17 protein-coding genes are annotated in these 19,910 nt (G+C 58.4%); 6 read left to right on the plus strand and 11 right to left on the minus strand.

Annotation, left to right across the window (positions count from 1 at the left end; all coding sequences use genetic code 11):
* Positions 1–272 precede the first annotated feature (272 nt).
* The 7 genes from AC1DWZ_RS10885 to AC1DWZ_RS10915 all read right to left on the minus strand — a co-directional run bounded on the left by AC1DWZ_RS10885 (position 273) and on the right by AC1DWZ_RS10915 (position 7,548).
* A complete protein-coding gene (locus AC1DWZ_RS10885; RefSeq protein ID WP_477168905.1) occupies positions 273–1,424 on the minus strand; it encodes a hypothetical protein in 1,152 nt (383 codons plus the stop codon).
* A gap of 73 nt (positions 1,425–1,497) precedes the next feature.
* Entirely contained in the window at positions 1,498–1,851 is a 354-nt protein-coding gene (locus AC1DWZ_RS10890; protein WP_477168906.1) for a DUF736 family protein, read from the minus strand.
* Positions 1,852–2,031: 180 nt separating this feature from the next.
* Positions 2,032–2,283, minus strand: a complete 252-nt coding sequence (locus tag AC1DWZ_RS10895) for a helix-turn-helix transcriptional regulator (RefSeq protein WP_477168907.1) — start codon at positions 2,281–2,283, stop codon at positions 2,032–2,034.
* Positions 2,284–2,423: 140 nt separating this feature from the next.
* Positions 2,424–3,107, minus strand: a complete 684-nt coding sequence (locus tag AC1DWZ_RS10900) for a hypothetical protein (protein ID WP_477168908.1) — start codon at positions 3,105–3,107, stop codon at positions 2,424–2,426.
* Between the two features lie 39 nt (positions 3,108–3,146).
* Positions 3,147–4,364, minus strand: coding sequence for a tyrosine-type recombinase/integrase (locus AC1DWZ_RS10905; protein WP_477168909.1), 1,218 nt, complete (start codon positions 4,362–4,364; stop codon positions 3,147–3,149).
* 357 nt (positions 4,365–4,721) lie between these two features.
* On the minus strand, positions 4,722–5,759 hold the full coding sequence (locus tag AC1DWZ_RS10910) for an alpha/beta fold hydrolase (RefSeq protein WP_477168910.1): 1,038 nt from the start codon (positions 5,757–5,759) through the stop codon (positions 4,722–4,724).
* Between the two features lie 46 nt (positions 5,760–5,805).
* Entirely contained in the window at positions 5,806–7,548 is a 1,743-nt protein-coding gene (locus AC1DWZ_RS10915) for a redoxin family protein (RefSeq protein ID WP_477168911.1), read from the minus strand.
* Positions 7,549–7,761: 213 nt separating this feature from the next.
* On the opposite strand from AC1DWZ_RS10915, the gene AC1DWZ_RS10920 reads away from it, so the two are divergent.
* Positions 7,762–8,223, plus strand: coding sequence for a MarR family winged helix-turn-helix transcriptional regulator (locus AC1DWZ_RS10920; protein WP_477168912.1), 462 nt, complete (start codon positions 7,762–7,764; stop codon positions 8,221–8,223).
* Positions 8,224–8,269: 46 nt separating this feature from the next.
* On the opposite strand, the gene AC1DWZ_RS10925 is transcribed toward AC1DWZ_RS10920, so the two are convergent.
* Positions 8,270–10,843, minus strand: a complete 2,574-nt coding sequence (locus AC1DWZ_RS10925) for a cation-translocating P-type ATPase (protein ID WP_477168913.1) — start codon at positions 10,841–10,843, stop codon at positions 8,270–8,272.
* A 175-nt stretch (positions 10,844–11,018) separates the two neighbouring features.
* On the opposite strand from AC1DWZ_RS10925, the gene AC1DWZ_RS10930 reads away from it, so the two are divergent.
* Together AC1DWZ_RS10930 and AC1DWZ_RS10935 are read left to right on the plus strand one after the other, a co-directional pair.
* Positions 11,019–12,167, plus strand: a complete 1,149-nt coding sequence (locus AC1DWZ_RS10930) for a two-component system sensor histidine kinase NtrB (protein ID WP_477168914.1) — start codon at positions 11,019–11,021, stop codon at positions 12,165–12,167.
* Positions 12,164–12,775: a response regulator transcription factor gene (locus AC1DWZ_RS10935; protein ID WP_477168915.1), complete on the plus strand. Its 612-nt coding sequence runs from the start codon at positions 12,164–12,166 to the stop codon at positions 12,773–12,775. The genes AC1DWZ_RS10930 and AC1DWZ_RS10935 overlap by 4 nt, the downstream gene beginning before the upstream one ends.
* Here the strand turns inward: AC1DWZ_RS10935 and AC1DWZ_RS10940 are convergent.
* The 3 genes from AC1DWZ_RS10940 to AC1DWZ_RS10950 all read right to left on the minus strand — a co-directional run bounded on the left by AC1DWZ_RS10940 (position 12,770) and on the right by AC1DWZ_RS10950 (position 17,212).
* Positions 12,770–15,439 (minus strand): bifunctional acetate--CoA ligase family protein/GNAT family N-acetyltransferase, encoded by a 2,670-nt coding sequence (locus AC1DWZ_RS10940; RefSeq protein ID WP_477168916.1) that lies wholly within the window; start codon positions 15,437–15,439, stop codon positions 12,770–12,772. The genes AC1DWZ_RS10935 and AC1DWZ_RS10940 overlap by 6 nt on opposite strands.
* 59 nt (positions 15,440–15,498) lie before the next feature.
* Positions 15,499–16,290, minus strand: a complete 792-nt coding sequence (locus AC1DWZ_RS10945; protein WP_477168917.1) for a Crp/Fnr family transcriptional regulator — start codon at positions 16,288–16,290, stop codon at positions 15,499–15,501.
* 133 nt (positions 16,291–16,423) lie between these two features.
* Positions 16,424–17,212 carry a sulfite exporter TauE/SafE family protein gene (locus AC1DWZ_RS10950; RefSeq protein ID WP_477168918.1) on the minus strand — a complete coding sequence of 263 codons (789 nt, stop codon included), beginning with the start codon at positions 17,210–17,212 and terminating at the stop codon, positions 16,424–16,426.
* A gap of 158 nt (positions 17,213–17,370) precedes the next feature.
* On the opposite strand from AC1DWZ_RS10950, the gene AC1DWZ_RS10955 reads away from it, so the two are divergent.
* The 3 genes from AC1DWZ_RS10955 to ccoN are packed head-to-tail and all read left to right on the plus strand — an operon-like array spanning position 17,371 to position 19,900.
* A complete protein-coding gene (locus AC1DWZ_RS10955; protein ID WP_477168919.1) occupies positions 17,371–18,189 on the plus strand; it encodes a DUF2189 domain-containing protein in 819 nt (272 codons plus the stop codon).
* Entirely contained in the window at positions 18,186–18,437 is a 252-nt protein-coding gene (locus tag AC1DWZ_RS10960) for a hypothetical protein (RefSeq protein ID WP_477168920.1), read from the plus strand. Before AC1DWZ_RS10955 ends, AC1DWZ_RS10960 begins: the two co-directional genes overlap by 4 nt.
* Positions 18,438–18,469: 32 nt before the next feature.
* Positions 18,470–19,900: a cytochrome-c oxidase, cbb3-type subunit I gene (gene ccoN, locus AC1DWZ_RS10965; protein ID WP_477168921.1), complete on the plus strand. Its 1,431-nt coding sequence runs from the start codon at positions 18,470–18,472 to the stop codon at positions 19,898–19,900.
* Positions 19,901–19,910: the final 10 nt, after the last annotated feature.

Below are 19,910 nucleotides of genomic sequence, written 5' to 3' on the forward strand. Positions count from 1 at the left end.
TCCGCCATTATCCGTGAAAGCGGATTGCACCAGACGATGGCTCTATCGAGCCATGCTGAGCACTCGGAAGGCAATCGAGACTGACCCGAAGTAGCTTTCCCACGTTTCCCCCGCCTACTAGAGCCCCTGGCTGCCGCCTTATACCAAGGGAATCCGGCCCCTGGACAACCCCTAGTCCTTCTACGGCTTCGAATTTCGCCACATGGTAATCTACTCCCGGCAGACGGCTATGAACACATTATCAAATATTTCAATTAGTTGGCAACAAAAGTCTAAATGAAATGCAGCCTTGAGCTGGCGCGGGCGAGCTTCTTCCGAAATTCCTTCATTCCGCCGGTTTCGATGGCTTTGGCCAACTCCATGAAGAAGGCCGCATATTCCTGTTCCGCTTCTCGCTCAGAAAAGCCATTTGCAATTAAGGCGCCCGGCAATAATGCGGTAATTTGAGATTTATACTGCGTCAGAATTCTTTCGCGCTCACCTCGAATGATATTGTCGGGAACTATCCCGGAACGGAAATCGCCAAGAGCAATTGCCAATTCCTCCTGAACTCTTTTCCAAAGCGGATTCAGAGCTATGCGCGTAATGTTGGTGCATTGATCAGAGTCCACGACATAGCGAATATCCTGCACAGCCGCGACGACCAAATCGCCAAATTGATTTTCCAAGTCGGCAAAGTCTTTAATGTGCCAGAAGCGCAAATATTTTTTCCCCGCGCGTACTTCTACGCGCCAGACTGCATAATTCTTATCCGTGGGGTCAATATCCCAGATTGAGAACCAATGCCTTTTGTATTTCTGAATAACCTCTCGTCTTTTGTCATAGATAATAATTTGCCGCCCAGGCATTTTGCCAATGGTTACACTCGATGCTTGCCGTCCTGCCCAATGTACCTGAAATTCGTCTGGATTAATGGAAGTAGGCGTCACTGGGTAATTATGTTCGGCAACCTTTGTTTTTGAGTGCGCCACGAATTGATCCGGTTGAAGCGAAAATTCGGCAGGCATCAACAAATCGATGGCGTAATCCAGGCGGCCCAGGCGTTCCTCGCCAAAGATGGCTCCCATATCTGCAAGGCGCGTCCTGATTTGATCCCGCACACCCTTGTAGCCCAGAATTGCGAGTGGCAGCGATTTGGCGCTTACTCGGATATTCCAGTCGCTAGCCGATTGGTTGCGCTTAAAAAACCAAGTCTCACCCATTGGGCCAGTATCGCAGCGAAAGGCATAACCGCCCTTGGCGCCAGTGTCGGCAACATGCATGGCGACCTGGCCGGGGCCAAGCTTGATCAAAGTTGGCTGGTAGGCCTTCTCGGTTGTCTTCTTGGCGTCCTCAAGCAGTTCAAGTTCTGGTGCTCGCAATGCGCCTTTTATTGCCATGTCGAGACCATCAAAGCCTTTATGCAATGTTTTGAAAGGGGTCATGGAAAGCTGGTTCCTGTAATTCTAGGAGGGGGTGTTACAAGGACCCCCGCCATTGACTGGCAGGGGCGGGCAGCTAAGCGGCCCGCGATTGACGGCGGCGGAACATGATGTCCCAGTCGCCGGTCTCGGCATTCTTAAATGCAGCGACATTTAACGGCTTTTCGAAGCTCGGGTCATCGAAAGTCAGCGTCAAGAATTCATCGCCATAGCGTTCCGCGCTTTTCACGGCTTTGGTCCACGCCGAGCCGATTTGCACTTCGGCACCATTTCTATTCCAGGCGCACAGCTTGTGAGAGGGCGCATTTGGATTGGTTGCCGCAGGCAATTTCACGGCGAAAAATGAAATGTCATTTTCCAAAGTACTAATTGCACCTTCGAGAATTTGGCCGCTTGCCGTGTCTTTGCTTTTCATCTGCCCAATTTTCATTTGATTTTCCTCTAGCTGATAAAGATTGCTGGATATGTGCGCTCCGCGCCGGGACCGCTTGGGGTTTTGGGGCCGGTAATGAGGGGGACACCTGGCCCGGTGTCCCCCTCGTTTAGAGCCTTCCGGCCCCAAAACACCTCGTGTCGCGGTCAACTCCACGAGGCAAAAACTCTTAGATAGCTAACGGCGGAGCGGTGGCAGGACGCTCGATGTGCTGGCGCAAAGCCGCTGCTCACTCCAACTGATCAGATCATTTAGGCGGTATCTGATGGCGCGAGTGGACGCGCGGACGAACTGCGGGCCGCCACCGCGGAGGCGCCATTTCTGGAGGGTTCGCTTAGATACGCCTAAGAATTCCGCCGCAACGTCCTCAGGGACGAGGCTTTGCGTGTGGGACTGCTCGCTACGAGTGCTGGCATTGATAGTTGTCACGACTGGCTCCCGTTAACGCATGATTGCGCGAGACCAGTTGTTGCTCGACTTGAAACCTCAATAAACGCCTCAAAACTGGAAGCGATTATTGAGTTTTGAGGGCGATTTTGAGGGTGGTTTTGAGGTTGCTGGCGTTTGACCTAGCGTTGATCGAGTTCGGCTTTAATCACCCGACGAATTGTCTCGTCGCTGGGTCCGCGATCGGAGGCATCAATATGGCAATTGTTCTGTCGAATTACGTTTCGAACATTCTCGTAATTGGCTTTCAGGGGCTTATCGATAAATTGCCCATTGTCCCGAAGGCGGCGAATGGCATCTCGAATTTCGCCAGTAAGCGGGGGGCGGCCCGGTTGCTTTGCAGTCTCTTGATATTCGCCGGCGGTCTGAATTGCGGTTGGTGTAGTTCGAGATTCAACAACGCGGACTTCTTCGAATTCTCGGCCATTTGAGAACAAATAAGAATTTGCCCAATTGACGCTGCCTGTATCCCAATCTGTGTGGTTGATAAGAATTGCAGCGTCATTCCGGACGCGCGGTAACTGAAATCCAAACCCAACTAAAGAGCCGTCCTTGAGGCGTTTTAGCACGTCCTCCTGCAGCAGTCCTGGCAGAGCTATATGGCGTACAGCCATCGCTTCGAATTCTTCTCTTACGGGCAGAATTGGCTTTAGATTAATTTTTTGCGGCCCACCAATTTCCAGCTTGATCGAATTTAATTGTTCCAATTGCATATATTCATTGAAGCGACCTTCGTCAGAAAATAGCTCTATGGCCTTGGAGAGAGTGACGCCGCTTTCCCAAGCACTTTTTGAATTCTTGGACATTGGTACCGTAGGCAGGTTTTCAGGTGTTCAAATTGCCGATTATTCGGCTGCTTTGTTTTTTGGCTCTAGAGGCTCGTTTGAATTTGCGACCTTAGCTCGCAGAGAACCCGTTCGCATCGCAGATGAGATTTCCCCGGCGACACGATCTGCAGTGGCCTTCACAGGCTCATGCGCAAGGTGCGCATATCGTGCGGTTGTCTGAGCTTGATTGTGACCAAGCAGCTTTCCAATGGTCATCAGACTTTCGCCGCCGCCTGCGGCTACCGAGGCAAAAGAATGGCGCAGGTCGTGAATTCGAACATCTGGCAGTTTCGCTAGTTTCCGAATTCGCCGCCATGGTCTCTGCATGTCTGTGAGGTGTTGGCCTTCAATGTTTCCAGCAATCACGTAGGGATTGCCGGGAACCTTTCTGGCGCGCTTCAAGACCTCCATAGCGTCTTTACTCAGAACGATGCGCTTTGCGCCAGTCTTTGAATCGGGCAGGGCGAGGCAGTTGTCCTGCACATACGCCCATTTTAGGGTTTGAATTTCCCCGAGACGCGCGCCGGTCAAAATCAGCAAGCGAATTGCTGCAATGACAAAAGGTGATTCCGTGTCATTTCGCTCCGCTTCGTCCAAGATCTGGCCGAGACGGCCGATTTCGTCAAAATTCAGAAAGCGCTCGCGTTTTTGCTCACGGTACTTTTCGACGTGCCGGCACGGATTTGAACCATCCGGCCGTAATTCCCATACTTCCGCCAAGTTAAATAGCTTCGAGAGGACACCAAGGGTTCGATTGGCCTGATAAGGAATGTCGCGCAAATCGTGATGCAGGCTCGCAATATCGGAGCGCTTCACATCACTGACTTTGAAAGTGCCCAGGCGCGGTTTGATGAATAGGTCTACCGACCGCTGATATTCCTTTGTCGTGCTCGGTTTGCAGCGTTTGGGGACATATTCTTCCAGGAATTTGTCACAGAGCTTGGCAACAGTCGGAATGCGCCGGTAGGCGGCTTGCTCGGCGGAGGGATCTTGCCCCTTGTCCACCGACACCAGGAGTTCGCGGGCGTGCTTCCGGGCTTCATCCGGGGTCATCGTGCCAACATGGCTGAAGGCGTTACGGCGAGTGCGCCCGCCCGCGCGATACTGCACGACATAGGCTTTGCGGCCGGAAGGCAAAACGCGAATGCCGAACCCTGCTAGCTCGTCATCCCAAACGAAATAGTCTGATGCCTTGGCCGCCAAGCCATCGACAAGCCGCTTTGTGATCTTGGCCATCCCGAATCCCGTCTTTGAAATCTGGAAGCAATATGGAAGCATCAGGTGGCGAAATCCAGCGCAGAATGGCGTAGGTGGGTCGCGATGATGAACTTTAATATGTGAGTATAATCAATATCTTATAGTAGCATGGCGTATCATGTAGTAGTCGAGCGTATCTATGCCAAACTATCTCATAACCTGAAGGTCGCAGGTTCAAATCCTGCTCCCGCAACCAACACAAAACCCCCGCGCAACAAAAGCGCGGGGGTTTGGCTTTTGGTGGGCAGATGAGAGGTGCTGCACAATTCCAGGAGTTCCGGGAAGGCGCCGCGGAGCCTCACGCGCATCGCGCCGCTCTGATTCAGCTGAGCCCGCCTAATAGCTGTCGACCGTGATAATGGCGTCGGCGAAGGCCTGCGGGGCCTCTTGCGGCAGATTGTGCCCGACGCCCTTGATGATCCGGTGCGTGCGCTTGCCCGCGAATTTCTTGGCGTAGGACATGCCGTCCGTGGCGGGGACCACGCCGTCGGAATCACCATCGAGCGTGATCGTGGGCACCGTGATGACCGGACCCGCGGCCAGGCGTTTTTCCAGATCGTCATATTGCGGGTCGCCCTCGGCCAGGCTCAGGCGCCAGCGATAATTGTGGATCACGATGCCGACATAGTCCGGATTGTCGAAGGAGGCGGCAGTGCGATCGAAGGTCGCGTCATCGAAATTCCATGTCGGAGAGTTGAACTTCCAGATGAGCTTTGCAAAATCATGCCGGTTGGCATCGAGGCCGGCCCGGCCGCGTTCGGTGGCAAAATAATACTGATACCACCATCCCCATTCGGCCTTGGGCGGCAAGGGTAATTTGTTGCGTTCGAGATTGTTGATGAGATAGCCATTCACGGCGACCAGCGCCTTGCAGCGTTCTGGCCAGAGCGCTGCGATGATGCAGGCAGTCCGGGCACCCCAATCATAGCCGGCAAGGAGTGCCGTTTTGATCTTCAGCGCATCCATCAAGGCGATGATGTCGAGGGCGACCACCGATTGCTGGGCATTGCGGAACGTGGTGTTCGATAGAAAGCGCGTCGTGCCATGGCCACGCAGATGTGGAACGATCACGCGGTAGCCCGCCGACGCCAGCGCCGGCGCGACGTCGACGAAGCTGTGAATGTCATAAGGCCAACCATGGAGAAGAATGACCACAGGACCATCGGCGGGGCCGGCTTCAGCATAGCCAATATTGAGCACGCCGGCATCGATCTGCTTCAATGCACCAAACGACGTGTGCGTTCCCGGCGCTGTAGTCTCGGACTGTGCATAGGCCGAACCCGCCGCGACGATTTCAGCGGCGGCAAGCGCCGTAGCGGCAAGACCGGCGACTTGCAGGAAATGCCTGCGCCTTGGATCCGCGAGGTCTGACATGGGTGGCTCCTGATGCAGCATGTTGAGGTGTTGCGGACTGTCTGCTCTATCCGAACGTGAACGCATAAGCGCGAACGCTGCCATCAAAGAACTCGATCCTGAAGGTGCGGTCCGCGATGGGTCCGGCTTGCCGGACCAGCTGATAGAGCCGGTCATCCTGCACGCTGCCCCATCCGTCCGCATCCACATCGGAGCCATGATCCTTTCCGGGTGCTGCGCCGTCGATCGTGACGCGAAAGCGGACAGGGCGGTCGTGCGCTGCCGGCGCCATGACGAGGTGCAGATCGCGGGCGTGGAAGCGATAGGCAATGCTGCCCGATCTGTCGTCGAGTGTGGCGAACTCGCCGCCGATCGTCCAAAGGCCAGCCAGGCTCCATTGATTGAGCGATAGGTCCGATGCTGGCTGATAGAGGTTCGGTTCATCTTCCCAGACCCTGCCGGGAGAAGAAAAATTCCTGGCCTGGAGATAGCCGAGATAGGTCTCGCCAGAGCCTAGATTGTCTTGGTCAGCTGCCGCCTGCGCGCCTACACCGTTGACGGGGACGATCTCGCTTGGAACGGGGGCGGCCTTGGCTTCGGACAGAAGCTGCTGGATCAACCGTTCAGACTGCTCATAACCGCCCTCGCCGAGCTGGTAATCGCGGACGTCGCCGCTGGCGTCGACGAAGTAGAGTGCTGGCCATGCCTGATTGCTGAATGCCCGCCAGATTCCAAAATCATTGTCGATCGCGACCGGATAGCTGACCCCAAGAGAGGTCAGGGCCTTGCCCACATTGGCGACATCTTTCTCGAAGGCGAATTCCGGTGTGTGCACACCAACGACCACAAGACCACGTTCCTTGTATTTCTCCGCCCAGGCGCGGACGTGTGGCAGTACACGCAGGCAGTTGATGCAGGAATAGGTCCAGAAATTCACCAGAACGACCTTGCCGGTTAAGTCGTCTGGGCGCAGCGGTTGCGCGTTCAACCATTGCGGCGCGCCCAGCAGTGAGGCGAGCGGGCCGGACAGGGCAGGTTCTGGAGTGGCAGCGGCGGCCGTGCCCAAGCCCAGGCTGGGCTTGCTCTGCAGGGCGGCAATGAGTTCCTGTTCGAGCATATTCGTGGTGACCGAAGACCAGCGCGTGAGAAGGCCGGTATCGATGCCGCCCCAGACAAGTGCAGCACCCGCCACCACGGCCGCGCCGAGGATGCGGCGCAAGTGATCTCCCCTGCGGACAGACTGCTTGGCAACGGCCATGAGGCGACCACCGAAGAACAGGCCGGCGGCCAGCGAGGTTGCAGCCCCCAATCCATAGGTCAGGAGCAGCAGAGACGTTTCAACGCTGGGACCACGCAGCGCGGCACTGGTCAGGATCAATCCCAGCACGGGGCCAGCGCAAGGTGCCCAGACCAAGCCAGTGGCGATGCCAAGCAGCATCGAAGAGAAAGCTGTCGTGCCAAGGACTGTCGTGCGCCGTCCTGTCCAGTTCGACAGTCTGGATCCGATCGCCATAAGCGGCGCCGTCATGCGCACGGCCACGGTGGGGAGGAGCATCGCCAGACCGAACAAGGTCATCAGCAGCAAGGCAATGGTCCGGCCATGGTGATTGGCCGCCACCACCCAGCCGCCCGCAAAAGCGGCCAGGCTTGCGACAGTTGCAAAGGCAATGGCGAGGCCGAACAGCATCGGCAACGCACCCTCTCTGAATGGCTGATCGGCCCGCGCCAGGACGAATGGCAGGATCGGGAAAATGCAAGGCGTGGCGATGGTGAGCACGCCTGCCAAATAAGCCAGGATGAAGAATGTCATCGGTTGCTCTGCTCGCCAGTTGGAAAGGACGTTTGACGCTGCTGCGATGGATAAGAGTTTGGTCAACCTGAATTGATTAATAACTCGTATCCGTTTAGATCGTATGCGTCTAATATATGAAAGCTAAATCGATTGTCAAGGCCTTCCGATTTAATCGTATCCGATATATATAGAGTCTAGAGGTGCATTTCCCTTAAGCGCGCGAGGACGATGATGAACAGCACTGACCCGAAAGGCCCCACAAACCCCAGGCTCGCAGATTTTCTGTGCTTTGCGATCTATTCGGCCAATCTCGCCTATGGCCGGGCCTATAAGCCGATCCTTGAAGAACTAGGTCTTACCTACACGCAGTACATCGCCATCGTGGCACTGTGGGAGGAAGACAATCAGACCGTCAGTGGCCTGGGCGAGAAGCTGTTTCTGGAATCCAACACGCTGACGCCGATCCTCAAGAAACTTGAAGGCATGGGATATCTGCGCAGGCAGCGCGACGCGGCGGACGAACGCCAGGTGTTGGTCAGCCTGACCGACGCTGGCCGCCGCCTGCGGGAGAAAGGCCTGACGATGAATCTCGTGGAGGCGTCCGGCCTGACATCAGAGGAGTTTCCCAAAATGCAGAAGGCGGTCGTCACGTTGCGGAACAATCTCATCAGGGCCGCACGCGACAAGGGATGATGGCCAGGCCACCGGCCAACCACCGTCAGGACCGCAGTCACTGAGCTCACGGCGACAAGAGTCTCCGGAGCAGTCGTTTCGCCAGTTCGAGAAACGCCAGCAGGAGTCCACTGGCTGCGATCGACAGCAGCAGATCGTCTACGTGCAGCGGACCGAAATGAAAGAGATTCCGGGCGGGCGGCCACCAAAGGGTGCCGGCGAGAACCAGCAGGACGGCCAGCAACACACAGGCAAGTGTCGGATTGGGCCTAATAATAGCGACCTTGAGAGAGGTGCTGAAGGACCGGTTGACCACGATCAAGCCGATGATCGAGATGACCAGCGCGGCAAACACCAGGGCGCGCAGATCATTTTCCAGCATCCCCGACCCGAGGGCAAAAACGAGCAAGGCGCCGGTGACGCCGAACGTGACAGCGCCTTGGAACAGGCTCCAGCCAATCAAATGCCGTGAGAATAAAGGAGCGGATGGATCGCGCGGCCGCCGCCGCATGACATCCTCTTCATCGGCCTCAGCCTCGAAGGCCAGGGTGCAGACAGGGTCGATCACCATTTCCAGGAAGGCGATATGCATCGGTCCCAACAGGATCGGCAGGCCAAATAGCAGGGGCAGGACGGAGAGGCCGGCGATCGGTACGTGGACGGCGATGATGAAACCCATGGCCTTGCGCAGATTGTCATAGATGCGGCGGCCGAGCCGAATGGCCTTCACGATCGAGCCGAAATCATCGTCCAGCAGGACGATCGACGAAGCCTCGCGGGCGACATCCGTGCCGCGCCCGCCCATCGCAATCCCGATATGTGCGGCTTTGAGAGACGGCGCGTCGTTGACGCCATCGCCGGTCATGACCACGATGTCGCCACGCGCTTTGAAGGCATTGACGATCCGCAGTTTCTGCTCGGGCAGGATCCGGGCAAAAACCCCGGCGCTGGCTACACGCTGCGCCAGCGCAGCATCGTCGAGGCCCACCAGCTCCGCGCCGGTCACGACGGTGTCTGCATCAACAATGCCCGCCTCTGCGGCGATCGCTTTGGCGGTCGCTGGATAGTCACCGGTAATCATCACGACACGCACACCGGCCGAGGCGCATTCTGCCACGGCAGCTGGCACGTTGGCGCGCAGCGGATCGGCAAAGCCGACCAGACCCATGAACTGGAGCGTCATTTCGCGCTGTGAGGCCGGCAACATATCTCCGCTGAACTCCCCGCAGGCGACACCGAGAACGCGCATGCCTCGGCGGCCCATATCATCGATGGCGGATTGCAACAGCGCAAAATCGTCTTTGCCAAGTTGGCAGAGGGCGGCCACCGCTTCCGGCGCGCCTTTCAGCGCGATCATGCGGCTGGTTGTCTCTGATCCCATGCTCCAGACATTTGACATGACCGGCAGGTCGGGACGGAGGCCATATTCCCGCAACAGGACCCGCTGCAACAGCTGTTCCTGGAACCCCGCACTCAGGCGTGGCGCCAGGGCGTGAAAGGCACGGTCCATCGGGTCTGTGGGGGCAGGCTGACTTGCCAGTACCCCGATCTCGGCCAAGGCTCTGCAATCGTGCGGCAGATCACTCTCCATAGGATCGGCCAAGGTCGGCTCCGCCAGGCGGCAACCCGATCCGCGCCAGGCCCTGAGTTCGGCAACCGACATACGGTTTTCGGTGAGTGTGCCGGTCTTGTCGGTGCATAGGATCGTGGCAGACCCCAAGGTCTCGATGGCGGCAGCATGCCGGGTAAGAACGCGGGCATGCGAGATGCGCCATGCACCCATCGCCAGGAACACGGTGAGGACGACTGGGAATTCTTCGGGGATCAGCGACATGCCGATGGCGATCGCAGCCAGAAATCCTTCCAACCAGCTGCCGCGCAGCATGCCGTAAAGGAACAAGACAACAAGGCTGGTAAGGCCAGCAAAGACGGCAAACACGCGGACCAGGCGGCGTGTTTGCGCCTGCAGCCGCGGTGGCTCCGGCTGCAGCGTCCGCAAGATTTCGCCAATCTTGCCCATCTCGCTACGAGCGCCCGTGGCAAAGACGATTCCCACACCGGCGCCCCGCACCACGAGTGACCCGGAATAGGCACAGGGCAGGTCATCACCGCCGGCACGTTGACGCACACCTTGCTCCGCCTGCGCGCGGGCAAGTTTGCGGACGGGGATGGATTCTCCAGTCAGCAGAGATTCGTCGACCAGAAGATCATGTATTTCGGCAAGATCCAAATCGGCAGGTATGCGATCACCTTCGGAAAGTATCACGCAATCGCCGACAACGACTTCGTGACCCGGGATGCGTTTCCGAATGCCGTCTCGCATCACGAGCGCGCGCGGACTGGCAAGATTGCGCAATGCTTCCAAGACGCGCTCGGTGCGGGTTTCCTGTACGACTGTGATCGAAACCGACAGTGTTGCGAAGACCAGCAAGGTCAAGGCCTCAGCAAGGTCGCCAATCAGAAGGTAAATGACGCCGCCGCCGAGGAGGAGGATCAACATGGGCTCGCGCAGCACGTTGAGCGCGATTCGAAGAGGAGAGCGTCGATCGCTGCGCGCCAATTCGTTTGGTCCGTCGCGCATCAAGCGGGCCCGGGCTTCTATCTCCGTCAACCCGACAATCTTGGCGGCTTGCTCGACCATTCTTAATCTCTCCATGGCAGTCCACCGGGCCGTCGACAGACCGGCTCACGGGCAGGTTTCAGCTGCGGCGCGGTCAGGACCGGAACCAAGCAAGCATCTTTCGTCAGCTATCGCTCTATACTACTATTGAACTATAAGGGGGACGATGATGTCGAGTGTGCCAGAGGATACGGCCGTGGATGCGGCGAACGAGCAAATGCTGCGCGATCGCGAAGCACGCCTGCAGTCGATCCTGGAATCGGCGCCTGATGCCATCCTGGTCATTGACGAAAAAGGCCTCATCGAATCGTTCAGCCCGGCTGCCGAACGCTTGTTTGGATACGCATCCAAGGAAGTCCAGGGGAAAAATATCAGCATCCTGATGCCGTCTCCCTACCGTGACCGCCATGACGGCTATATCCGGCACTATCTGGAAACGGGCGAGCGACGCATCATCGGCATCGGCCGTGTGGTCGTCGGGCAACGCAAGGATGGCAGTGCCTTTCCCATCGAACTTTCTGTGGGCGAGGCGATGATTGGTGGGCGCCGTCATTTTACCGGCTTCATCCGCGACCTTTCCGAACGACAGCTGACCGAGAACCGGCTACATGAACTGCAGCTGGAACTGCTGCATGTCTCGCGCCTGAGTGATGTCGGGCAGATGGCCTCGACCTTGGCCCATGAGCTCAATCAACCGCTCGCTGCCATCGTCAACTATGTCCAGGCAACGCGGCGCCTCCTGCAGGCACAGGAAGAACCGGTGTCGCCGAAGATTCTGGAGGTGATGGACAAGGCTGTCGTGCAGGCCGCGCGCGCCGGCGAGATCATCCGTCATTTGCGGAGCTTCATCCGGCGGGGCGAGGCGGAACGGCAGATCGAAGAGCTGAACAAGACAGTGGAAGAGGCGACAGCACTGGCTCTGGTTGGTGCCAAGGAAGCCAGTATCAATGTTCGCTGGGACCTGAGCGATGCTGCCATGCCGGTCCTTATCGACAAGGTCCAGATCCAGCAGGTGGTCTTCAATATCATCCGCAACGGCCTTGAAGCGATGGCTGATCATCCGTTGCCGCGTGACTTGGTCGTCACCACGACATTGGTGGATGACGATACCGCCCAGATTTCGATCAGCGACAGTGGCCCTGGACTGGCACCCAAGGTGCAAGCGCAGCTGTTCCAGCCATTCGTCACGACCAAGGAGCGTGGGATGGGGCTCGGCCTTTCCATCTGCAAGACGATTATCGATTCGCATGGTGGTCGTCTTTGGGCCAGCCCGAATGCAAAACGCGGCGCTGTCTTCTACATAGCGCTGCCAATCGCGCACGAGACGGACGGGAAGTTGGCATGACATTGATTTACATCGTCGATGACGACGACGCTGTTCGGGATTCTTTGGCCATCCTGCTTGAGTCGGCCGGATTTGAGGTCGAGTCATTCGCGGCTGCGGAGCCGGCATTGGATCGGTGCAAGGTGAAACTACCGGCCTGCGTCGTCACCGATGTGCGCATGCCAGGCATGGACGGTTTGGCACTGCATCATGCCCTCATAGCAGCCAAAATCGATGTTCCGGTCATTATCATGACTGGGCATGGTGAGGTTCCCCTGGCTGTCGGTGCCATGAAGGCCGGCGTGTCCGACTTTGTCGAGAAGCCGTTTACAGATGAATCCATTTTTGCCAGCGTCACCGAAGCGATCAGAAAGAGCGCGAATCGTCACAACAAACAGGTAGCCAGCCCGGAGATGTTGGGCCGTTTTGAAAGCCTGACGCCGCGCGAACGGGAAGTTTTCGATCTCCTGATTGCCGGTGATCCCAACAAGATCATTGCACATGTGCTGGATATCAGTGTTCGGACCGTCGAAATCCATCGTGCGCGGGTGATGGAGAAGATGAAGGCCAAGAGCCTGCCGGAACTGGTCCGCATGGCCATGGAACTCGATGTTCTCAAAGTCTCATAGGTCCTTGGCGACGTGAAGGATGGCCGGCATTTCCGGTTCGGCCCGCAGTGAAAAGCCAAGCCGGCGGCAGATCGCCAGCATTCTTTCATTGTGAATAAGCACCTTGCCGAAAATATGCTGAACGCCGATAGACCGTGCATAGGCAAGAATCCTTTGCATGAGCAGGCTGCCTAGCCCCCGCCCGGCCACATCGTCACGGACGATGATCGCATATTCGGCCCCTTCGCGATCGGGATCCATATGAATGCGAACGTCGGCAAATATCTGTGGCGGTTCGGCAGGATCCAGTGACGTCAGCACGAAGGCCATTTCGCGGTCATAGTCGATCTGCGTCAAGCCGGCGACCATGCCGTGCGAGGCCCGTGCCATGGCGCGAAAGAAGCGCTGCTCCTTGGCATCAGCCGAAAGCAGATCAAAGGCTGCCAGCATGGCCGGTTCGTCCTCAGGCCTGATCGGTCGCAGCCGGAAAGCTGTGCCATCGGGCAAGGTCACCGTCTCTTCGAGCTCTTTCGGATATGGCTTGATCGCCAAGCGGGATGTGGCGGTGGCATCGGCCTTCTTGACGCGGATGCGGGCATCCAATGCCAGGACGGAGTCTGGACGCGCCAAAAGCGGATTGACGTCGAGTTCGACGATGTCGCCAAGATCGACCATGATCTGGGAGATTTTCAGGATAGTTAGCGCGATCTCATCGATCGCCGCAGGTGGCTGATCGCGATAACCTTGCAGAAGTCTGTATACGCGCGTATTGGCGATGAGTTCATGGGCGAGCTTGAGGTTGAGTGGTGGCAAGGCCAGGGCGCGGTCGGCCGTGACTTCGACTGAAATGCCGCCTTGTCCAAAGAGAATGATGGGACCGAATTGTGGGTCAACGGTTGCGCCTACAATCAACTCATGGGCGCCTGTTCGATCGATCATCGCCGATACCGTAAAGCCCTCTATTCGAGCATCCGGCCGCTTCTGCCGCACGCCAGCCAGCATTGCCGTGGCCGCAGCTTCGACCTCCTCCGGCGTCTCTATATTGAGGATGACACCGCCGACGTCGGATTTATGCGTGATATCAGGCGATAGAAGCTTCAGTGCGACCGGGCCGGCAATCGACGCGGCGGCGGTGCGGGCATCCGCCGGCGATCGGCCGATCGTCTCAGCCGCGGTTGGAACACCATAGGCACGCAGGACCGCCAGCGATTCGGGTGCCGTCAGGAAGTCCCGGCCTTGTTGCAAGGCTAGACTGATGATCGATTTGGCATCGTCCAGGGCCGGCGAGAATTCGGTCGGCAGGGAGGGGGGTGTTTCTGCTAGCAGCGTACGATTGTGCTGGAATGTCACCAGATGCATGAAGGCACGGACTGCCTGCTCTGGTGTCTCGTAGCTGAGAAGATGATTTTCGGCAAATTTCTGGCGCGCTGCGCGGGAGGTTTGTTCACCGACCCAACTTGTAAATGCACATGTTCTTTGTCCAGCCAGGCTGCCGACCACCGCCTCCGCTGCCGCGAGGCTGGAGGTGATCGCGGTCGGGCTGTTCAGGATCAGAAAGGCATCCGCATTGTCATCCTTGATAAGAATGTCGAGTGCGGCGCGGTAGCGGTCAGCGGCGGCGTCACCGATAATGTCAACGGGATTGCCCCGCGACCAGCCGGCCGGCAGAACCTGATCCAATTGCGCAATGGTCGATGGTTGCAGGACTGCCAGCCTGCCACCATGCTTGACCAAGGCGTCGGCCGCGAGAATACCGGCACCACCGCCATTGGTCAGAATGGCCAGGCGATCGCCCTTCGTTGGCCGCATCAAGGCGAGTGTCTCCATGGCACCGAACAATTCGTCGAGATCGTCGACCCTCAACAGGCCGGTCCGATGGAAAACGGCGTCATAGACGGCGTCACTGCCAGCCAGAACACCGGTATGAGAGGAGACGGCCTTGGCCGTCTCGGCGTGACGGCCCGCCTTGATGATGATGACGGGTTTGAGTCTGGCCGCACGCCTGGCGGCGGAGACGAACTTGCGCGCATGCGTGATGGCTTCAGCGTAAATCAGGATCGCCGACGTGTGTGGGTCGTCGGCGAGGTAGTCCAGCATGTCGCCGAAATCGACATCCAGCATCTCGCCCATGGACACGAGATGCGAAAAGCCGATGCCCCGTGCGGCCGCCCAATCAAGCGCTGCCGTGAGGATGGCACCCGATTGCGCCAGGAGCGCGATGGTGCCTTTCTTCGGCGCAAGATGGGCAAAGCTGGCATTGAGTCCGATCTCGGGGACGAGCAGACCCAGGCCGTTTGGGCCGAGGATGCGCAACAGATGCGGCTTGGCCGCCTGCAAGGCTGCGGATTTGAGCACGCTGCCTTCAGGACCGCCAAACCCGGCACTGATGATGACCGCAGCCTTCGTCCCGTGCGCGGCGAGGGTCGCGATGAGGGCTGGAATGGTGGCAGCGGGGGTGGCGATGACGGCAAGATCCGGGGCCCTGGTCAGCAATGCGGCGTCCGCGATGCAAGGGTGTCCGAGCACGGATGAGTATTTCGGGTTGACCAGGGTGATGTCGCCGACAAAGCCGCTCGTCAAAAGATTCTGGGCCAGGACATAACCCAAGGCGCCTGGTCGATCGCTGGCGCCAATCAAGGCAATCGAGCGCGGACGAAACAGGCTGTTGAGATTGCGGATCGTCACCGGACAAATTCCCTTGCTGATACTCTCAGGAACCTCCGGGTTCTCGAGCGCATTCCAGCTCAGGAAGCAAGCAGTTCCGCCCGTGCGGCCCTGGCTTTGTGGTCCGTGTCTTGCGCCAAATCGACGCCCGCCGCCGCGGCCAGGCGCTTCAGGTCCAGCACGTCCAACTTCTGCCCGCGCAGAACGACGATACGGTCCTTGCGCATGGACGAGAGCGCTCGGCAGACCGTCTCGCTGGTAAGGCCAAGGGCATCTGCGATATGGGGCAGCATCAAGGGCAGGGTCATGGTGCCGTCGCGCAACGCCGAAACCGGCGCATTCATGCGCAGGACCAGTTCGAGCAGCAAATGCGCCACCCGTTCCTTGGCCGTACGCCGGCCGACACTTGTCAGATGCTCAAAGGCGCGCGCCTCCGCATCGGCCAGATTTTCCAGCAGCCGGAAGCCAAGCGCCGGCACATCGCGCATGAGGTCGAACAGCCGCTCGCGCGTGAAGACGCTGAACGTGCAGCCGGTCAAGGTTTCAAGGCTGTGCGACATCACCCCAGATCCCGGCAGGCCGAAGACAACCCCGGGCAGGGCAAAGTCGAGAATCTGGCGGCGGCCATCTTCCAGGATCTGGTGACGGAATGCCCAGCCATCAAGGAGCAGGTAGATGTTGCGGCAATCATCACCTTGGTAATAGAGCGATTGTCCCGGCTCCAGCGTGCAGAAAGTGGGGCGGGCGGCGTTGACCCGGATCATGTCCTGCGGCGTCAGCCCACGAGCCAGCAGCGACGGCAAGGCACCGTGCATCGCGTGGCAGACGTTGGCATCATCATTCTTCCAGTTGAATAGCGCAGTAGCAGGCATGATTGGATCCCCTATCCTGGCGAAGCCCGGACATCGGTTCCGGACAACGCCATTAAACGGCGACCCCGCGGAATCGTGTAGTTAGGGGTGATACTTACGTAGATCTACGTATGCGGCAGGTCGCCGCGCTTGCCTACACGCCGATCGCCTGCAGGCCGAGGACTGCCAGCAGGATGGCATTGAAAATCATCAACAAAGCAAGAGGGATGCGGGTCTTGCTGCGGAACCGCACCGTGGCAAAACGGCTCCCATATCCAACCGCCCAGGAGAGGGGAAAAGTCCCCAGGGTAAAGGCTAACATCGCCAGCGCGGCGGTCAGGGGCGAGGCCGTTGCCGCTGCGATGATGAGGGCGCCATAGAGCAGTCCGCAGGGCAGGAAGCCCAGCAGAACGCCCAGCAGATAGCCGCGCAGACCGACCGGTTGGCGAAAGAGGGTGCGCGTAAAATCGCGCAGCGCCGCCATCGAACGGAGTTGCGACCAAGACGCATTTGCGATCGAAATGGTGCCAGATCCCACCGCCGGCAGGGCGCCCAATCGGGTGAGGCCCTGCACGAGAAAAATCCCGGCCGCGGCCCATAGCAGTAAGGATGGCAGCAGGCTGAGAGAGAGAAATTGGCTGCCCAGGCTGACTGGCAGGGATGCCACGGCGCCGAGGCTCATATAGGTCGTCAAGCGTCCGAACTGATACGGCAACAGCGCGCTGCCGGTGAGCCGCCGCCAAGTGGTCGCCTCGGCTGCATTCTGGCGACCGGCAAGCTCGATCGACTGCGCCGCCACAAAGGGGCCGCACATCCCGACACAATGGGTGGCACTGCCCACCAGGCCGGCCAGGAACATGCTGAGCAGCAGTGATCCATGGTCCTGCACGGCGATCAGGCAATGGCTCCCGAGGCTTGATGCCAGTTCCAGCATGGATGTCATTGAACGCCGGGATTGTTGCGCGATAGGCACTCTTCATGAGCCTGCAGCCCCTTCGGTTCATTGATCTAAATCAACGCCCGTTGCGCCCCAATCGGTAACCTTGGCGACAGGAAGGGACTCGGCTTTGCCATCGCAGCCGGGCCAGGGAATTGAAGAACATGGGAAAATTCACCGCTCCCCGCGACCCGACCGGCGTCCGTTATACGTCGATCATCGGAGTCGATCTGGAATTGCCGGTCAATATGGTGACCGTCGAGCAGCCGTGGCGCTGGCTGCTGCGCGGCTGGCAGGACTTCCAGCGCGCTGGCGTCGTCAGCCTGGCCTTCGGCGTTGCGATTGCGCTCCTGAGTGCGCTTCTTGTCTTCGGCCTGTGGCAGAGCGATCTGCGGCCATATTCCTTTCCCCTGGCCGCCGGCTTTTTCTTTATCGCGCCCCTGCTGGCCGTCGCCTTCTATGATATCAGCCGGCGGCTCGAACTGGGCCTGCCTCTCAACATCATCGATATTGCACTTTGCTGGCGGCCGCGGGCGGGACAACTCCTTACCATGGGCTTGCTGATGATGTTCCTGCATCTCGCCTGGGAACGCATCGCGATGCTGATCTATGCCGGCTTCTTTGGCAGCGGTGCAGCCGATTGGGAACAGTTCGTTGACGTCATCTTGTTTTCCACCAAGGGCCTGCCCTTTCTGATCGTCGGCACGTTGGCCGGTGGTGTTCTGGCCGCTATCGCCTTTGCCATCAGCGTTGTCGCCTTTCCGATGTTGCTGGAGCGCGATTGCGGAAGCTTGCGCGCCATGACGACATCGGTCTGCGCGACATTGGTCAATTGGCGCGTCCTCATCGGTTGGGCGGCACTCATTGCGCTCTTTACGGTCGCCGGGATCGCGACCTTCTGCATCGGCTTGATCGTAACCATGCCCCTCATCGGCCATGCCAGCTGGCATGCCTATCGCGACCTGGTGGAGTCCAACACATGAATGAAGTTTCTCAAGCACGACCCGATGCCATGACAAACCCCCGTGCCGACACCGGCCGGCCAAGCCTCGGATCCGGCTGGATCATGATCGTTGTTCTGGGAATTCTCGCACTGCTTGGCATCTATGTGACCGCCCATGCGGTTGATCTAGCCTTCCAACTCTTCGGTGCCTGCCTTGCCGGCTTCGCCATTCTGATGCTGTTCCGCGTCATTGTGCTTTTGCTTCCCGCCGGAAGCCCTGAAATCTGAAGGAACGTTCCATGACAAGCACGGGGGCGTATATGGCCCAATCCTATAATGAGCGCGTTATCCGACAGTTTACGATCGCCTCCATGGTCTGGGGACTGGTCGGATTCCTGGCGGGCGTGTTCATCGCCTTTCAACTCGCGTTCCCAGCCCTCAATCTCGGCCTGGAATGGACGTCTTTCGGGCGCCTGCGTCCATTGCACACGTCGGCCGTGATCTTCGCCTTCGGCGGCAACGTTCTGCTGGGCACCAGTCTCTTCGTCGTCCAGCGTACCTGTCGCGCCACCTTGTTCGGGGGCGAGCTGCTGGCCGAGTTCCTGTTCTGGGGCTATCAGCTGTTCATCGTTCTTGCCGCAAGCGGCTATGTCCTCGGCATTACCGAAGGCATGGAATATGCCGAGCCGGAATGGTACGTCGATCTGTGGCTGACCCTGGTCTGGGTAGTCTATTTGCTGATCTTCCTGGGCACATTGATGAAGCGAAAGGAACCGCACATCTATGTCGCCAATTGGTTCTATCTTGCCTTCATCCTGACCATCGCGGTCCTGCATGTCGGCCGCAACCTTGCGATGCCGGTCTCATTCATGGGCAGCAAGAGCTATTCGCTCTTTGCCGGTGTGCAGGATGCTATGCTGCAATGGTGGTATGGCCACAACGCGGTCGGCTTTTTCCTGACCGCCGGCTTCCTTGGCATCATGTATTATTTCGTGCCAAAGCAGGCGAACCGGCCAGTCTATTCATACCGTCTGTCGATCGTCCATTTCTGGTCGCTGATCTTCCTCTATATCTGGGCCGGCCCGCACCATCTTCACTACACTTCGCTGCCGGATTGGACCCAGTCTCTTGGCATGGTGTTCTCGATCATGCTGTGGATGCCAAGCTGGGGTGGCATGATCAATGGATTGATGACCTTGTCCGGTGCCTGGGACAAATTGCGGACCGATCCGGTGCTGCGTTTCCTGGTCACCTCGATCGGGTTCTACGGCATGTCGACCTTCGAAGGTCCGGTCATGTCGATCCGAGCGGTCAATTCGCTTAGCCACTATACCGATTGGACCATTGGCCACGTGCATTCGGGCGCGCTGGGTTGGGTCGCCTTCGTCAGTTTCGGTGCGATGTATTACATGGTGCCGGTTCTGTGGAAGCGTGAGCGTCTCTATAGCTCGCGTCTGGTTGAGTGGCATTTCTGGGTCGCGACCTTCGGGATCGTTCTCTACATCGTTTCGATGTGGATCTCGGGGATCATGCAGGGCCTGATGTGGCGCGCCTATGACAGCCTTGGCTTCCTGCAATATTCCTTCGTCGAAACCGTGGCTGCGATGCATCCCTATTACGTGGTGCGCGGATTTGGCGGCGTCCTGTTCCTCGTGGGGGCGATCATCATGACCTACAATTTGATCCGGACAATGCGTGGCGATGTCCGGCAAGAACGTGGCATCGGCGTCGTCGCCGTTGCGCAAGCCTGAAGCCGGAAAG

Source organism: Dongia sp. P2_B8, from assembly GCF_056404715.1.

Bases quoted from the DNA above. Each gene is read 5' to 3' on its own strand.
- AC1DWZ_RS10885 (WP_477168905.1), bottom strand. From the start codon at position 1,424: ATGACCCCTTTCAAAACATTGCATAAAGGCTTTGATGGTCTCGACATG.
- AC1DWZ_RS10890 (WP_477168906.1), bottom strand. From the start codon at position 1,851: ATGAAAATTGGGCAGATGAAAAGCAAAGACACGGCAAGCGGCCAAATT.
- AC1DWZ_RS10900 (WP_477168908.1), bottom strand. From the start codon at position 3,107: ATGTCCAAGAATTCAAAAAGTGCTTGGGAAAGCGGCGTCACTCTCTCC.
- AC1DWZ_RS10905 (WP_477168909.1), bottom strand. From the start codon at position 4,364: ATGGCCAAGATCACAAAGCGGCTTGTCGATGGCTTGGCGGCCAAGGCA.
- AC1DWZ_RS10910 (WP_477168910.1), bottom strand. From the start codon at position 5,759: ATGTCAGACCTCGCGGATCCAAGGCGCAGGCATTTCCTGCAAGTCGCC.
- AC1DWZ_RS10915 (WP_477168911.1), bottom strand. From the start codon at position 7,548: ATGACATTCTTCATCCTGGCTTATTTGGCAGGCGTGCTCACCATCGCC.
- AC1DWZ_RS10920 (WP_477168912.1), top strand. From the start codon at position 7,762: ATGAACAGCACTGACCCGAAAGGCCCCACAAACCCCAGGCTCGCAGAT.
- AC1DWZ_RS10925 (WP_477168913.1), bottom strand. From the start codon at position 10,843: ATGGTCGAGCAAGCCGCCAAGATTGTCGGGTTGACGGAGATAGAAGCC.
- AC1DWZ_RS10935 (WP_477168915.1), top strand. From the start codon at position 12,164: ATGACATTGATTTACATCGTCGATGACGACGACGCTGTTCGGGATTCT.
- AC1DWZ_RS10945 (WP_477168917.1), bottom strand. From the start codon at position 16,290: ATGCCTGCTACTGCGCTATTCAACTGGAAGAATGATGATGCCAACGTC.
- AC1DWZ_RS10950 (WP_477168918.1), bottom strand. From the start codon at position 17,212: ATGACATCCATGCTGGAACTGGCATCAAGCCTCGGGAGCCATTGCCTG.
- AC1DWZ_RS10955 (WP_477168919.1), top strand. From the start codon at position 17,371: ATGGGAAAATTCACCGCTCCCCGCGACCCGACCGGCGTCCGTTATACG.
- AC1DWZ_RS10960 (WP_477168920.1), top strand. From the start codon at position 18,186: ATGAATGAAGTTTCTCAAGCACGACCCGATGCCATGACAAACCCCCGT.
- ccoN (WP_477168921.1), top strand. From the start codon at position 18,470: ATGGCCCAATCCTATAATGAGCGCGTTATCCGACAGTTTACGATCGCC.